Origin of the sequence: Nonomuraea sp. NPDC050733, from assembly GCF_040654215.1 — a bacterium.
Classification (GTDB): domain Bacteria; phylum Actinomycetota; class Actinomycetes; order Streptosporangiales; family Streptosporangiaceae; genus Nonomuraea.
Genome location: NZ_JBFAHO010000029.1, coordinates 41,374 through 55,324 on the forward strand (window position 1 = coordinate 41,374; position 13,951 = coordinate 55,324).

Below are 13,951 nucleotides of genomic sequence, written 5' to 3' on the forward strand. Positions count from 1 at the left end.
GATCATCGGGGCTTGCCGCTCCATTCGTATGCGCAGCGGGGGCACTGGTAGTCGGTGCTGATGTCGTCGTCGAACGACTGGAATTTCTCTGGCGACGGGCCATCCGCAGCATGGTCGGCCGCGCCGTCATCGCCGTACTCGTCGTTGTGCACCCCGACCGCGACGTGCGCGTCCACCGCGAGAGCTTCCTCCAGGTCGGCCAGCTCGTCGGAGGAGTAGCCCGTGGCCGCGAGCAGGTTCGCGTCCGCCTGCTGGATGTCCTGCAGGGACTGGGCCAGCACGTTCTCGTACCAGCCACCCTTCTCGCTTGTCCTGTTGTGAGCGATCAGGTACGCCTCAGCGTCGGCATCGGACCTTGACGACCAGCCGCGGACGATCGGCGCGATCCATGTGCCGTTCTCGGCCAGCTGCACACCCTGCGGAGGACTCGCGCCCTCGGCGGCCATCTGCGCCAGTACCTCTTTGCGGCCGTGCCCGGCGACGAGCCGGCCGGTGCGCTCGTCGATCTCCCCGGCGACGACGCAGCCGAACGTCTCGATGCTGGCGCGAATGCCAGCGAGGTCGTGGTCCTTGGGGTTCCTCATGGCGGACGGGATGTCCGGGAGGGGCATGTATTCGATGTAGCGCTGCGTCACGTCTCGTCCTCGGTTCGATCATTACCCGGCCCCGGCTCGTTTTCCGCGCCTCCCCCATGCGGCGCAGGGCCGCGCCGGGGCCGGGTAGACATGGGGAAGGCCCCGTCCCATCTCGGGAATCGGGACCTTCCAGCGTGTGCGCGTCTTAGAGGGTGTTGCTGAACTTCTGATCTCGGAAACCGTCGTACCCGGGATGTGAATGGGGGGCCGGGAACCGCCGGAGCGTGCGGGTGAGTGCGGTGGTCGTGCACCGCCGACCGAGCGACCGGCGCCACCTGGGACGAGATCGCGGCCGTTCTGGATGTCAGCCCCGACACCGCCGCCCGCCGCTACCGCACCTGACGGCGAGCTGGCACCTCATCGAGCGGCGCTCACGCACTGATCGAGAAAGCCTTGGCGCGTGCAGCCGTCGGGATGGTGAGATGGCACGATGATCAACCACGACGAGGCGGCTGTCCGACCGTTGACATTGGCCTGGGTGAGCCGGCATCTGGAGGTCGGCGAACGGATAGTCAAAACCGAGGCGCTACGCGGCGGCATCACTGCTGACATGCGGAGGCTGACCATCGGCACGCAGGACGGACGCACGCGTGACCTGGTGCTGCGGAGTTACGTCGACCCGTTCTACGTGGAGCGCGCCGAGGGCGGACTGAACAGGGAGGCCGGAGCTCTGACCCTGCTGGCGGGGACCGGCGTGGCGGCTCCTGAACTGGTCGCGGTTGATCCAACCGCCGCGCATTGCGAGTACCCGTCGCTCTTGATGACACATCTAACGGGCCGGACGGTCCTCGACGATGAGGGAGTGGAGACGCGCGTCCCACTGCTGGCCCGTCAACTCGTGGCCATCCACGCGCTGCGGCCCGCCGAGCGGCCCCGGAAGTATGTGACGCTGACGACCGCCGACACCGTCGTGGTTCCGAAGGGCGCCGACGCTGCGGTATGGGCCGTGGCGATCGACGTGATCCGCAAGCCCACGCCGCCCAATGAAGGGCGATTCCTGCACCGGGACTTCCAGCCCGGCAACGTGCTGTTCGCCATGTCGCCCCCAAGCCCGGCAGGTGCCCGGATCACCGGCGTCGTCGACTGGGCCGCGACCTCCTGGGGCCCGGCAGACCTCGATGTCGCGCACTGCTCCACCAATCTCGCGCTGCTGCACGGACCGGCGTGGGGTCTGCGGTTCGCTGAGGCGTATGAGGAAGCCGGCGGGGTGCTGGCCGCGGCCACGAGCGAGCGGCTGTACTGGCAGGTGCGGGACGCGCTGGCGGCTTCAGAAGAGGTGCAGGTGGTGTCGCAGCCATGGAGGGAGGCAGGAAGGGCAGAGTTGACGACGCGATCCGTGGAGGAGCGGCTGGACGCCTATGTCATCGCCCTGATGGACGCGCTGGGCTGAGCCCTGGCGGTCCGGCTGCAGCCCGACCCCATCGGAGGTTCGAAAACACCCTCTTAGAGCGCCTGAGACAAGATCAACTCTGGGAGTATCAGAGATATCCGGGAGGGCCGTGAACGTCCGTCACGCGCGGACTCGGCGACGCGCCTGTACAATCGTGCAAGCACTTTGGCATGCGTCTTCTACCCTGGCGTGCAGCATATGCACTGTTGTCAAGCCACCGCAAGCCAGCGCGCCCGGCATTGGGGGTAAGTACGTGAAGCGGACGATCGCGTGGCTCTCGGCATGGCCTCAATCCAGCGCGATCACAGGGCGTGGAATCTAGACTTTTCCTATGTTCGATACCCCTACGACTGCGCGAGACCCGGTTCTAGGCCCAATGCCGCCCTTTAGGTCACGAGCCGTTAGAGAACGGCGAGAGACCGACCTTCACACGGTGCTCACTTCGGGCCCAATGGATGCGCTCATCGAATGGGCCGACGGGGGCTTCTTCCTGATCGACGGGCAAGCCAGATTGGGGGCGATCTCCGACCTCCTCAATCGGGAACAACGCAGACACTTAGCTGCTTCCATGAGGGCGCATGCCCGCAGGCGCACCTCCGATACCCCCACCCTGCCGATCATCGGCCGCGATGGAGTGCTTCGGAACGGCGCAACACGGCTTTCAATACCGCCGGCCACGAACCCGCGGCTTGGCCAGCTAGCAGCGGGGTGCCCTCGACCTGACTACCTCGACGTCAGGAGGCACACACCGTCCCCCGTAAACAACTTCTCTGGCGGCGAAGCCACAGCTTCGGCTGACCGCCTCGCAGGCCGGGCTGTGGCGGCCTTGCCTGGGGTCTACACGCTCGCACAGGAGGTCATCCGGCGGTCGCGAGTAGCCGAGTACCACCGTCTCCATACTGTTGGAACCGCCGAGCTCATGTTCTGGGCGATCGTGGCCTGGGTCTCCAGGCTGCTGACTCTGGCTCGCGCACAACGCACTGCAGCAGTGAAAGCATCCACACTTCTGACGCAGCGTTCACGCCGACGCCGACGTCGACGCCGCTTCGTGGGGGTCGCGCTGTCGAACCCTGTACCTCCCACGGTGCCCGCTCGCCGCCCCAAGGGGGCGGCCGATGGGCGCCTTCCTCATCGGGGTCCTTGTTGGGATGCTCGTCAACGAGCTGGGCGAGCTGTGCCCGTGGGCGTCGCGTAGGCTCGTATTCCTTGCTGCCCTGGCGGTTCACCGTGACCATGAACGTGCCCAGCAGTGCGCAGCCCGGCAATATGCGGCTCTAGCCCTCGTACCAGGGAAAGCTACCTGGCTTCTCGCTGCCCTCCTCCTCGTAGGGGCGCTCCTCGTCGGTGCCGCCTGGCGAAGCCGGACAAAGGCCAGGATCTTCACCTCCTTGTTCGCGAAAGCGCGGATGCTTCGCCATGCCCTCGCTCGCGTCAGGCGGGAGGTGATACGTCGCCGATTCCGGCGGTACCTGCGTCGGTGAGGCGGTGGCCTGGCTGGGGGCTGCATCGAGCCACCTTCGCCACGCCGCTGCTCGGCCTTACGCGGTCAACCTCCTCACATGCCAATTCCCGCCGTGGCGTTGTCCGCCCACTGGTCGACGATCCGGAGATACTCGTACAGCGCAGCCGAGTTCGGTGCCCACCCGCCCTGCTCGGCGATCGTCTTGTAGTCGTGCTTTGCCTCCCGGGCCGCCGTGGCCAGGCCGGCACGCATGCTGTGCCCGGTGATGCCGGCCAGGCCCACCGCCTTGGCCGCGTCCGCGATGGCGATCCCGATGCCCTGCCCGCTAATCGGGCCCAGCATCTTGTGCCGGTTGAAGCGCATGAACGCAGGCCCGTCCGGAGCGAGGTCCGCGGCTTCCGCCCACGCTAACCAGGCAGTCTGTGCGCACGTCCACTCGTTCTCACCCTTCTTGATCACGGGCGATCGGGCGCCGGTCTTGCCGTAACGGCTGAACACCTGTAGGCCCTTGCCCGGCACCACGACTACGTCCCGGGCGCGAAGGTTCGCCAGCTCCGACCGGCGCGCCGCCATGCCGAATCCCACCGTCAGGATCGCCCGGTCCCGCAACCCCTTCAGCGTGTCCGGCAACGCCTTCGACATCATGCGGAGCTGCATCACCGTCAACGCGGGGGCCTTGCCGCGGCCGCGCTGCTCTCCCGCCTCGGCCAGCATGCGAACCAGCGCGTCGACCGCCTTCTTCCCCTTCTTCGGCCCGTCCGGGTGCACGGCGACCCCGCGCTCACGAAGGCACACCGCCGCGCCGTACAAGTTCCGCTCGATCGTCGCCGGCGCCGCACCACCCTTGCCACGCCAGATCACGAACCCGAGGAACGCGCCCGGCGTGCCGGCCTCCAGCGGGATGCCGACCTCGGCGACGTACCGCTCCCACACCCGCCAATCGGAGGCGTAGGAGCGCAGCGTGTTCTCCGAGCGGGGCTCGAACTCCTCGGCCGCCTGGTCGAGCGCGGCGAGCCGGGCCCACCTCTCCGCCTCGTCGGCGGGGACCAGGCCACCGCCGCCAGGCAGCTCCAGCTCGGTCACTCCGCACACTCCTGGTCGTCGAACGCCTTGGCCAGCAGCTCCCTCGCGGTGAAGAACGCCAGGTAGCGGTCCTCTGCCTCCCGCCAGATCATCTCGTCGTCACGGCCCGCCTCCCACCAGGCGCGCGTCAGGTCCTCCGGGTGGCTGTACGTCACGTCGTAGAAGCACCGGCCGCCGAGCACGTACTCACAGGGCTCCTGGCGTGGCTCCTGGTCATCCTGGAACGGGAACGGAGCGTGGTAGGCGACTCCGGCGCCGTGCCAGCCACCGGTCTCCGGCCACAGGAAGGCTTCCGCGGGCGGCTTCATGAGCAGCATCTCGACGGTGCCGTGCTCGCCGGTGAGTAGGTAGTGGACCAGCTTGGTGCGGTCGCCCTCGGCCTCGGCGTCAACGATCTTGCGGGTGAACTGGCTCTCGCTCACTTCGGTGTCTCCATGGGATGAGGGGTGGCCCCGGCGTGAGTGGGCCGGGGCCGGGGTGATCAGGGGTTGCCTGTAGTCGCGCTCATGCGCGGGTGCCGGCGTAAGGCGCCTCGTCGGCGTACGGGCCGTCGTCGGGCTCCAGGACCAGGTCCAGCATCACCTCGCGGGGCAGGATGTCGCCGTACGGCCAGGACGCGGTGCCGCTGTCGGGGAGGTGCCACTGCCGGGCGACCACGCGGTACACGCCGTCCTCGTGTGTGATGAAGTCGCCCACCGAGGGCGGGTGAACGGTTGGGTAGCCGGTGGTCTCGATCTGGTTGTAGTGGTAGCCGCCGCCGGCGGCGGGGGTGCGGACCATGAAGACGCAGCCGATGAGGGTCGAGTGCGTCATGGCGGGGCGAGAGTCAGGCATGTCGCCAGCCTTTCTGCTTGCGTGTTCTCGGGTTGGTTAACGCCCGGTGTGGGTGCACCGGGCGGCGTCGAGCTTCGTGACCATTCCGTGATAAAGCGTCGTGATCAAGCGCTCTCGGAGATCATTCTAACTCACGATAAGGGACGTTATCGTGAGTTACAGGGCTTGATCACGAAGCCCTCGCGAGGTCTTTGCGTCCCACAGGCACGCGCCCAAACGCGTCAGTCACTCGGACGGCGCGGATCGCGCCAGGGCTTAACGAACTTGAGCTGCTGCTGCGCCCCCTCAATCCAGACGCTAGACGGCACTGTGCGGAGCGCCTCCTCTACGGGTGACCGCACCACCGGCTTGTCCCCCGACCGATCCACCACGACATCCGGCGGGAAGCCTGGCCCCAGCATCGCCAAGTGCCAACCCAACTGGGCAGCTTTCCGCACCAGCTCGTCCATCTCGGCGGCTCCAAGAGACGCACCTTCCATGCTGGCCTGTGCCAGCTCCTCCTCCACGTCCTCCCGGGCCTGCTCCACCTCGGCCAATTCCACGGCCATCCCCGCCGCCTCTACCCGCTTCGCCCGCCCCATCGCCGACGCCAACGGGCGGCGCAACACCACCACCGCCACCACCACAGCGACAGGCCAGGCGAGAGAGCCCACGAGAGACGCCACAAGCTCGAAACCCGACATGCTTCAGTGCCCGCAGACGTACGTCCACGTCGCCTCGGCGTAGCGCTTCGCCGCATCCGCAGGCTTAACGCCGAGCTTGTCCATGTTCTCGCGCGACTGGCCGTTCGCCAACCCGATCTGCGCCAAGGCGGCGATGGCCTCCGGCCCATCCGACTGACACATGGCCTTGGCCTTCTCGAACATGGCCTCGTAGCTGTCACTGGCGATGAACCCCGCCGCCTTCACCTCCTCAATCCACTGGGCCTGCGCATCGTCGCCCGAGCAGCCAACCAAGGACATCGCGAGCGTGGACGCGGCAGCGAAGCCGAAAAGGGAGCGGCGCATAGAGATCCTTTCGAGGAAGAGTCCGACGCTGGTCGTGCCGTAGCCGGAGAATCGCAGACGGGCGGCGCAGCGTTACAAGCCGCCAGAGAGGCGCGGACCCGGCCGGCCACGCGAACGACGACGCTCCAACTCCACCTCCAACAACTCCCGGACGTTGACCAGCCCCCCCGCCTCCCCTCGCCTGCGAGCCCGCGGCAACCCCGTCGACGCGTCCACCACCAGACAGCGCAACCGGCCAGCATTCACCCAACGACCAACCGTCGACCGGTCCACGCCAGCACGAGCCGCAGCCACCTCGAAATCCACCCACACACCACCAACCATGCACCACACACCAGACACCAGACCAAGAGCCGGACCAGAGAACAGCACGGCAGCCCGACACCAACCGCACCCAGCCCCCGCCGGCCCCCCGGGGAGTGGGGGGCGCGCGACCCTGGGAACGGAAGAACCCCGCACGCTGGCTGCGTACGGGGTTCTGAAACGCGCGTCCGCGCGATACCGCTAGATGCCCCTGGTCAACGTCTCCTGGAGCCCGCGAAGCTCACGACGGATCGCCATGTCGCTGTTAGCGATGACGGCCCGGAGTCGCTTCACCTCGCGTCGGGCCTCCACGGAGTAAGGCGAGTTGGGCAGGGCCTGACGCTGGTGGCGGGCCTCTGCGACGGTCTCCAGCTCGTGTGCAGCTACGTGGGCGGCGATGAGCGGCGTCGTGATCGCCTCGTGCCAGAACATGACGGCGTTCTCCACGCCCCGGCAGTGGCCGATGTCGAACTTCACGACGGCCTTACGCGGCTCGCCAGGGTAGAGGACCAGTGCACCGACGGGGACGTACAGCTCCGCCATGAGGAGAACGTACAGCTCCGCAGTCTCTTCGATCAGGCCGTTCGTGGGGGTCGTGTTGTACATTGCGTGCGCCTTCCGGTGTTGGGTTGGTTGGGGAGGGAAACCGGGGCGCGCGGGTACGCGCCCCGGTGTTGTTGCTAGCCCTGCTGGGGGTTCTGCTGGGCCTTGAAAGCGGCCAGCATGGATTCCTGCGCGGTCACGTCCAGACCGTTGTTCCGGGCCACCGCAATGGCGGCTTCCAGGTCCGTGACGGTCTTGTCCAGAAGCTCACCGGCGGCCCGCTTCTCCGCTTCCTTGCGGGCAAGCTCACGCTGGGCGGCGATCCGCTCCATGGCGTCGGGCATGACGGCCTTGATCCACTTGGTCAGGTCCGGGACGCTGACACCAGCGGGCTGCGCCAGCGGATGGTCGAGGTCAACCCCCAGCAGGTACGCGCCATGGAAGCGACGCGATGTGTAGCGCTTGACCTGCTTGCTGATGCCCTGGCTGTAGACGTACGCGGACGGGTAGTTCTCCACGTCCGGGACGGCGACCAGGTCCTCGCCGACGGTCGCGTCACCTGCCAGGAGTTCGTCAGCGTGAAGGCTGACGAGCGTTGCGATGCTGGGGCGCATGCCCCCAACGAACGACCAGAACGAAGCGGTTCCGCGACCGCTACCGCCCTTCGGAGTCTCCGCGCGGGTCAGCCACGCGTACACGGGCAGCAGGGCGGTCGCCTGGTCCTCGGTGAGCTTGACCTCAGGGGCGTTGGTGGTGGTCGTGTTCTCAGACATGATCAGTCCCTACTTGGGTTGGTTGTTTTTACGCTTGCGGTTTTGCTTGCGTGATCGCCGGTAGAGCCACACTGCCGCAACGATCGCGCCGACGGCCACCACGATGAGGAGACCGAGGGTTAGGCCCATGGGGCCACCCATGGCCGCCGGGGCAGCGGTCAGGGTGACGGTGGGCGCGGGCGGAGCGGGGACGCATGCGACTCCGGGGAGCGGAGGGGTTGCGCATGCGATCACCGGGGCTGCTGGCCCTGCGGGCATGGTCACCGGTGGTGTGGGGGCGGGGGGTGTCGGACCCGCCAGCGTCGGAAGCGGGTCCGTCGTGACGAATACCGTCGTGGGCGACGGGGTGAGCGTCGAAACGGACGGGGCAGGCGTCACGGTCTTGAGGGACACCGACGCTTGCGGGGTCACGGTCTTGACCGACACTGACGGTTCCGGGGTGACGGTCCGCACCGACACCGACACCGATGGGGTGGGGACGGGCGGAGTGACGGTCACCGTGGGCGGCGTGACGGTTACATAAACCGTCGCGGTTGCGGTCACGGTCACCGGAGTTTCCGGAGTCACCGTCGGTGGCGTGTCTGGCGACAGCGCAGACGCGTACGCCAGGGTTGGGAGAATCGCACCGGAGAGGGCGAGTGCGACCGCGATGGTCGCCGTCCTCCCGTGTGCTCTCGTTAACTTCATGACCCAAGTCTATGGGTCATTCGGTTTTCGTGACAACCATCTGACGGTGTTCCAGGCGAGATTTCTTCGAGTGTCCGACGTTGTGGCCTGGCCAAACGCTCTTTTCCCTCCGCTCCGCTCTGGCCTCCGTGCCGCGCCTTCCCTTGTACGCCGCCAGATTGCCCGTAGAGCGTCGTTGATCGTGTTCCGCGTGTCTCATGGTCGGATCGGACGCGAGAGCGCTTTAGCTTGCGTCTGAGTGCGCTCTAGGGGGTCCAGTCGTGTTCTCGCGTGCCTGTCTCGTCGTGGTTGAAAGCCATCAGCGACGATGAGTGAGCGGGGGCGGGTTCGCTGCTGCAGGTCCGGCAGTAGTCGGCGTCGCCTGCGTGGGTCCACCCGTAGCGTTGTGCGGCTTGGTCGCGGGCGTGTGCTGGGGAGTCTTCGGCGAGGTGTGCCTGGGAGCCGCAGCGGGGGGTGTCGCAGTGGAGCCCGATGAGAATGCTCATGTGTTGTCCAGGGTGTGGCGTCGGCCGATGATGCGTTGGGCGTGGTCGCGGTATGCGGCGACCTGCTCGGGGGTGAGTCGCTGCTGCTGGGATGGGATCTTGATGACGGCGTCGCGGACGCGGAGCTGCTCGCTGGGGTCGTCCCTGGCGGCGAGGAACGCCTGGAGGACGAGGTAGGCGCTCCAGGGGCAGCCGACGAGTTCGCGGATGACCTGGTCGAGGTTCCAGTCTGCGCGCATTTCGACGAGGAGGGCGGCGAGGGGGCCGTAGGCCGGCCGGAGGGTGGGCTTGTCGCTCGAGGTGGGCATGTGGGGTCCTCTTGGTTGCGTGAGCTGTGGGCTTCTGGGCGCGTGATCTTGTTCTCTTCCACGTCAGCCACGTACGGGGAGATCCATTAAGGGATAGAGAGAAGGGATAGCTATTAGGGATAGGGGCCCCCGCCAGAGCGTGGCCTAACGAGGGGTTTGGTTACGGTCTGAGCGTGGCCACGGGCCACGCTGTGGCCGTAACCAAACCCCCTCCGATTTCATGATCATTTAAGGGTTATCCACAGGCTTCAACGACCGGTTTGGCTACGGTCTGAGCGTGACCTAACCGGGGGCTGGTGGGAGCTCCACCGATGCCGGCAACCGCGGCAGGTAGTAGTCCACCGCGTGCCCCCGCCGAGCGAACACCGGCCGCCCGAGGGAATCCGTGTCGATCTGCACCCTGACCTCGACCCCGCGAGCCGCGAGCCTCTGCAACGACTCGCTCAGGCCCCGCGCGCCGAGCCCGGTCCGCATCTGCAACGTCTCCGTCAACGTGATCTTCGTGCCGTCGTCCCTGCGGTCCCCGCGATGCCACAGCATGCGGCGCGTCGCCTTGTGCGCCCGCTCAGCAATCACGAACAGCACACACCGGTCCGAAGCTGGCATCCCCTTCGCGGCAGGCGTCCCAAGCCACGCAGCCACCTCCCCGACCAGGCTTTCGGCCACCACTCCCCCTGTCGCGCATCATCGTCCTTGAGGGAAGGGCGGTCATATAAGGTCACACCGGTCGTTCTCGGCCTCAACACCGTAGCGCCAGCCGCGACAGCGGCTCTCCTCATCTGCCATGTGCTCTCCTCCCAATCAGTCACCGGCCCGGGCGCGGAGCCCGGCCGGTCAGGTCGTACATCTGGCGTTTCGCGCGGTCCGACAAGACGTCGTACGCCTCCGTCACCCGCTTGAACCTCTCGGCCGCCCGGGGGTCGGGGTTGACGTCCGGGTGCAGCTGCCGGGCCAGCCGCCGATACGCCCTCGTGATGTCGTCTCGGCTCGCACTGCGGTCGACACCGAGCACCGCGTAGAACGACTCGCGCGGCGCTCGGTCACCTCCGGGAGACCGCGGCGGGGGCGTCGACCTCCGGGTTGGCGGCTTGCACGTCGCGACGTGCGGCATCATCAGCCGCTCCCACGGCGCCAGCGGATGCTCGTCGGTGACGCGACGCGACCGGAGCACCCCGGTCACGTCGCGCCACACCGCGGTGTTGCCGTTCGGGTCCGGGACGAGGTTGACCGGGAACGGCGCGCCGGCCTCGGTCTTCGTCATCCGGACCCGTTGGCCGCACGACGGCTTTACGCCGAACCCCTTGCACACGCGGATGTCAGCCTTGGAGAACACGGCGCTCCCCCGACTCGGTCACCTCAGCCAAGGCCTCAAGCTGGCAGGCGTGGTGCTTCTCGGCCGACTCGTAGCAGTCCGGGCACAGCAGTTCCCCGTCCGCGGCGCACTGGACGTGGAACTGGCAGACCGGGGTGTGGCCCATGTGCTCGTGGACGCACGCCATGAGCAGCACCATCACCGCCTGCCGGGTGCACAGCTCGTCGGGCGAGTCGAGGATGACGCACCGCTGTTCGAGGGAGTCGCCGCTCATACTGCTGACTCCTCCAGCACCTGCAGATTCCGGAACTTGGCGCGCCGGTAGGTACGGCTAGGAGACATCGGCGATCACCGCCTCCTGCGGCATGCGCACGCACTCGTCGACGATGACCAGGCTCGGCCGGGCGCCCTGGAACTGCCGATTCCTTCTCGCCACGGTGTGCGGGCCGTAGTGCCAATAGTCGCCGCACTTGAACACCCGCAGGTTCTGGCCCGGATGGAGCTGCCGGACCGCAACCTTGGCCACCCGCTTCGAGGCGTACCGGACTCTGCCGCACTCCCTGCAGTAGCCGAAGTGCCGGTTGGCGTCGATCGGCCTGAGCGTCTGCCTTGTCCCCTTCACTGCACTTCCCCTTCCGCAAGCGCTTGCGCTTGCATGTCAGCGATGCCGTGCCGTATGAGACCCTGCCGCAGTGCCATGAGGGTCACGCCGAGGCGTTCCGCGATCAGCGTCGCCTCGGACTCGTCGCGGAGTGATAGCCGCTCATGCTTGGAGATCCACAGTGCGTCTTCGACGAGCGCCCGCCCGCTCTTCGCCGGGATGTAGCCGTCCAATGTGCCGTGCTTCTTCAGCCGCGTCAGGCACGCCTCGCAGCGGGTGGAACCTGGCTTCACCGAGCGCCCGCACACGACGACCTCGCACAGCACCGACGCCCAGTCCGGCCGGGCGTCCGGGTCGTCGATATCGACGGCCTCCCATGCGGCCGGCGGCGCCCACCGGCGGCGTTGGGCGCGTGCCTTGGCCCGCCTGGCTGGAAGATTATTGGGTGGGACCTGCCTGCATAGGTCCGCGTACACGACGTGGACCTCATGCGCGAGGCTCGCCGTGATCCGCTGCCCCTGCAAGATGCGCGTGATGTTGGCCCAGGTGTCTCCTCGCCGCATCGCCACGCGGCGGCCGACCGTCTCGCCCGTCCATCCCATCGTGGCTAGCGCCTGGACGCGGCGCCGAGCTCCGATCGAGTTCAGCAGCACGTACCCGTTGATGGGAGTCACCGCGAGGATCTTCGCTTCGGTGGCGGGCATGACGGTCTTTTGGCCGTGGAGAAGGATGTTCCAGATGGACGTGCCGGTGATGCCGGAAGCTTCGGCGATCTCGCGGACGCTCATGGTGCGGCGCAGGAGTTGCAGGTGCTGGCGGACACGCGTGGCATCCACTCGCGTCTTGATGCCGAGACTGTGCGCCTTCCGCTGCCTGGTCGCAGCGGTCACACGGCGGGCCTGGTCAACTGCCATCGACATCGCCTCCGGGGGCTGGCCTGGTGTCGATGTCCTCGATCCACGCCAGGATGACCACGGCGGCCTGGACGAGGCCCTGACGCATCGCAGGCAGCTCGTCGGCGGCCATCGCCCCGTACACCTGCTCCAGCAGGACCGACTGCCAAGTCTTCGTCTCGGGGTCGGCGTTGATTTGCCGCTCGCCCTCGGCGAGCATCGCCGGGAACTGAAACTCGACCGGCTTGAAGCTGGCACGGTCGCGGTGTCGCTGCTGGCCGTGCTTGGCGTGCTGGTGCGTCCGCTCCACCAGCACTTCGCGGCTGATGGAGGCCCGCATCCTGAAATTGGCCAGGAAGTCATCGCCGGGCATCACATGCCTCCGGTGGACGCCAGGTTGATGCCGAGGACCATCGCGCGGACGCTGGCCAGGTCCGCGTCCGTGACGCCGTAGCCCTCCACGACTGCCACGACGCCGTCGCCGCACACGACCTGGTGCATCGGTAGCTGCTGCTGCTTCCTCTTGTGCTTGACGACCCGCTTACCGTCGATCTTGCGGGGCTTCTTCTTGCGGGTGGTGTACGGGGTGGGCTGCTCCATCGAGCCGCTCATACGGTTGCTCCTTCCATATCAAAACCAGGGAGTGCGTCTTGAAGGCCGCCGGGGACAGCGACCGGAGGCACGCGCTTGGGCAGCGGCCGGCATGCCCGGTCGGCCAGCCACACGGCGATGGGCGCGAGGAGTTGGCAGCGCTGGTCGAAAATGATGCCGCCGTTGAGCCAGCCGTCCGGGATGCTGCGTCTGCCCTCTACGCGGACGTCCCACTGGCACGGGCACTGGTCGTACAGGTCGCCGTACTGGCGGGTCATCCGTTCGGCGAAGCTGCGTGTCCAGGCTTTTCGCCGGACCCAGGCCGCGTTGACCGGCGACATGGGGATTTTGCCCTTGCAGTCGCATCGACAGGCCCACCGGCAGATCCTGTCGGCCAGCCACACCTGCGCTACGGGCGTCGGCCGCGGCGGGCCGTCGATCGTGCGGTGCTTGTACGGCTCCTTGAAGCACGCCGGGTGGACGCCGGTCTTGTCGGCGATCATCCCCTCGCAGTCTGTGCGCGGGATGGCGTTGCACAGTTCGTGCGTCCCGCGACGGCACTGGTGGCAGACGTCGCGCTGGCACTCGCATCGGGTGTAGAAGCCTGGACGGACCTCGAACTCCACGCGGCGCATGCCGTTCGTCCAGACGTGCTCACGCACCCAGGCCGCGCTTTTCGTGATCATCTCGGCCGCAATGGCTTTGCCGCCTTGGAGCGTCACTCGCCGCTCCCCTCCCGCCGCTTACGCCGCGCGAGCCACTCCGCCTGCTGCCGCTCGTACCGACGCGCCCGGACGACGCCGCGCACCTCATGGACGACGACCTCACCCAGGAGCAGCACGACGAACGCCATGCCGATCGCGCCGAGGGGGACGAGCACGTGACCGAACAGCGGCCACACGTACGCCGTGATCCACAAGGTGACCGTGAGGGCGAACCACGAGGTCACGGCCAGAATCTCTCTCACAACTCCTCCAATCACTTGCACGCGGCTGGGGGCACGCTGATCAGGTCTCCCGCCGTGGTCAGCGCACCCCCTCACCG

At 67.4% G+C, this 13,951-nt stretch carries 18 protein-coding genes and 1 pseudogene; 1 reads left to right on the top strand and 18 read right to left on the bottom strand.

All coding sequences use genetic code 11. From position 1 onward, the window contains the following. Nucleotides 1-2 precede the first annotated feature (2 nt). Nucleotides 3-635, bottom strand: coding sequence for a hypothetical protein (locus AB0H64_RS32550; protein WP_357632305.1), 633 nt, complete (start codon nt 633-635; stop codon nt 3-5). Nucleotides 636-1,065: 430 nt separating this feature from the next. Between AB0H64_RS32550 and AB0H64_RS32555 the strand changes: the two genes are divergently transcribed. Continuing rightward, nucleotides 1,066-2,025, top strand: a complete 960-nt coding sequence (locus AB0H64_RS32555) for an aminoglycoside phosphotransferase family protein (RefSeq protein ID WP_357632307.1) — start codon at nt 1,066-1,068, stop codon at nt 2,023-2,025. Between the two features lie 1,555 nt (nt 2,026-3,580). On the opposite strand, the gene AB0H64_RS32560 is transcribed toward AB0H64_RS32555, so the two are convergent. From AB0H64_RS32560 to AB0H64_RS32640, 17 genes and pseudogenes are all read right to left on the bottom strand, one after another. Continuing rightward, nucleotides 3,581-4,570 (bottom strand): tyrosine-type recombinase/integrase, encoded by a 990-nt coding sequence (locus tag AB0H64_RS32560; protein WP_357632309.1) that lies wholly within the window; start codon nt 4,568-4,570, stop codon nt 3,581-3,583. Then, on the bottom strand, nt 4,567-4,992 hold the full coding sequence (locus AB0H64_RS32565; protein ID WP_357632311.1) for a hypothetical protein: 426 nt from the start codon (nt 4,990-4,992) through the stop codon (nt 4,567-4,569). The genes AB0H64_RS32560 and AB0H64_RS32565 overlap by 4 nt, the downstream gene beginning before the upstream one ends. Nucleotides 4,993-5,074: 82 nt before the next feature. Then, nucleotides 5,075-5,404, bottom strand: a complete 330-nt coding sequence (locus tag AB0H64_RS32570) for a hypothetical protein (protein ID WP_357632313.1) — start codon at nt 5,402-5,404, stop codon at nt 5,075-5,077. 221 nt (nt 5,405-5,625) lie between these two features. Beyond that, nucleotides 5,626-6,087 (bottom strand): hypothetical protein, encoded by a 462-nt coding sequence (locus tag AB0H64_RS32575; protein WP_357632315.1) that lies wholly within the window; start codon nt 6,085-6,087, stop codon nt 5,626-5,628. Nucleotides 6,088-6,090: 3 nt separating this feature from the next. Continuing rightward, on the bottom strand, nt 6,091-6,411 hold the full coding sequence (locus AB0H64_RS32580; RefSeq protein ID WP_357632317.1) for a hypothetical protein: 321 nt from the start codon (nt 6,409-6,411) through the stop codon (nt 6,091-6,093). Between the two features lie 504 nt (nt 6,412-6,915). Continuing rightward, nucleotides 6,916-7,320: a hypothetical protein gene (locus tag AB0H64_RS32585; protein WP_357632319.1), complete on the bottom strand. Its 405-nt coding sequence runs from the start codon at nt 7,318-7,320 to the stop codon at nt 6,916-6,918. A 74-nt stretch (nt 7,321-7,394) separates the two neighbouring features. Further along, nucleotides 7,395-8,030: a hypothetical protein gene (locus AB0H64_RS32590; RefSeq protein WP_357632320.1), complete on the bottom strand. Its 636-nt coding sequence runs from the start codon at nt 8,028-8,030 to the stop codon at nt 7,395-7,397. A 1,168-nt stretch (nt 8,031-9,198) separates the two neighbouring features. Next, nucleotides 9,199-9,510, bottom strand: a complete 312-nt coding sequence (locus tag AB0H64_RS32595) for a hypothetical protein (protein WP_357632322.1) — start codon at nt 9,508-9,510, stop codon at nt 9,199-9,201. Nucleotides 9,511-9,792: 282 nt separating this feature from the next. Beyond that, nucleotides 9,793-10,095, bottom strand: coding sequence for a hypothetical protein (locus tag AB0H64_RS32600; RefSeq protein WP_357632324.1), 303 nt, complete (start codon nt 10,093-10,095; stop codon nt 9,793-9,795). A 250-nt stretch (nt 10,096-10,345) separates the two neighbouring features. Beyond that, nucleotides 10,346-10,522: pseudogene (locus tag AB0H64_RS32605) on the bottom strand (DnaJ domain-containing protein); the annotation flags it as partial. 304 nt (nt 10,523-10,826) lie between these two features. Next, on the bottom strand, nt 10,827-11,096 hold the full coding sequence (locus tag AB0H64_RS32610; RefSeq protein WP_357632326.1) for a hypothetical protein: 270 nt from the start codon (nt 11,094-11,096) through the stop codon (nt 10,827-10,829). Between the two features lie 57 nt (nt 11,097-11,153). Further along, the gene (locus AB0H64_RS32615) at nt 11,154-11,444 is read right to left on the bottom strand and encodes a hypothetical protein (RefSeq protein ID WP_357632327.1); all 291 of its coding nucleotides are present in this window, start codon (nt 11,442-11,444) and stop codon (nt 11,154-11,156) included. Next, nucleotides 11,441-12,337, bottom strand: coding sequence for a hypothetical protein (locus AB0H64_RS32620; RefSeq protein ID WP_357632329.1), 897 nt, complete (start codon nt 12,335-12,337; stop codon nt 11,441-11,443). The genes AB0H64_RS32615 and AB0H64_RS32620 overlap by 4 nt, the downstream gene beginning before the upstream one ends. Next, nucleotides 12,327-12,689 (bottom strand): hypothetical protein, encoded by a 363-nt coding sequence (locus AB0H64_RS32625; RefSeq protein ID WP_357632330.1) that lies wholly within the window; start codon nt 12,687-12,689, stop codon nt 12,327-12,329. The genes AB0H64_RS32620 and AB0H64_RS32625 overlap by 11 nt, the downstream gene beginning before the upstream one ends. After that, a complete protein-coding gene (locus tag AB0H64_RS32630; RefSeq protein ID WP_357632332.1) occupies nt 12,689-12,928 on the bottom strand; it encodes a hypothetical protein in 240 nt (79 codons plus the stop codon). Before AB0H64_RS32630 ends, AB0H64_RS32625 begins: the two co-directional genes overlap by 1 nt. Continuing rightward, nucleotides 12,925-13,629: a DUF6248 family natural product biosynthesis protein gene (locus AB0H64_RS32635; RefSeq protein ID WP_357632334.1), complete on the bottom strand. Its 705-nt coding sequence runs from the start codon at nt 13,627-13,629 to the stop codon at nt 12,925-12,927. The genes AB0H64_RS32630 and AB0H64_RS32635 overlap by 4 nt, the downstream gene beginning before the upstream one ends. Then, nucleotides 13,626-13,874 carry a hypothetical protein gene (locus tag AB0H64_RS32640; protein WP_357632335.1) on the bottom strand — a complete coding sequence of 83 codons (249 nt, stop codon included), beginning with the start codon at nt 13,872-13,874 and terminating at the stop codon, nt 13,626-13,628. The genes AB0H64_RS32635 and AB0H64_RS32640 overlap by 4 nt, the downstream gene beginning before the upstream one ends. Nucleotides 13,875-13,951: the final 77 nt, after the last annotated feature.

Coding starts and splice junctions, on each gene's coding strand:
- AB0H64_RS32625 (WP_357632330.1), bottom strand. CDS start 12,689: ATGCCCGGCGATGACTTCCTGGCCAATTTCAGGATGCGGGCCTCCATC.
- AB0H64_RS32610 (WP_357632326.1), bottom strand. CDS start 11,096: ATGAGCGGCGACTCCCTCGAACAGCGGTGCGTCATCCTCGACTCGCCC.
- AB0H64_RS32590 (WP_357632320.1), bottom strand. CDS start 8,030: ATGTCTGAGAACACGACCACCACCAACGCCCCTGAGGTCAAGCTCACC.
- AB0H64_RS32620 (WP_357632329.1), bottom strand. CDS start 12,337: ATGGCAGTTGACCAGGCCCGCCGTGTGACCGCTGCGACCAGGCAGCGG.
- AB0H64_RS32555 (WP_357632307.1), top strand. CDS start 1,066: ATGATCAACCACGACGAGGCGGCTGTCCGACCGTTGACATTGGCCTGG.
- AB0H64_RS32570 (WP_357632313.1), bottom strand. CDS start 5,404: ATGCCTGACTCTCGCCCCGCCATGACGCACTCGACCCTCATCGGCTGC.
- AB0H64_RS32595 (WP_357632322.1), bottom strand. CDS start 9,510: ATGCCCACCTCGAGCGACAAGCCCACCCTCCGGCCGGCCTACGGCCCC.
- AB0H64_RS32585 (WP_357632319.1), bottom strand. CDS start 7,320: ATGTACAACACGACCCCCACGAACGGCCTGATCGAAGAGACTGCGGAG.
- AB0H64_RS32630 (WP_357632332.1), bottom strand. CDS start 12,928: ATGAGCGGCTCGATGGAGCAGCCCACCCCGTACACCACCCGCAAGAAG.
- AB0H64_RS32575 (WP_357632315.1), bottom strand. CDS start 6,087: ATGTCGGGTTTCGAGCTTGTGGCGTCTCTCGTGGGCTCTCTCGCCTGG.
- AB0H64_RS32580 (WP_357632317.1), bottom strand. CDS start 6,411: ATGCGCCGCTCCCTTTTCGGCTTCGCTGCCGCGTCCACGCTCGCGATG.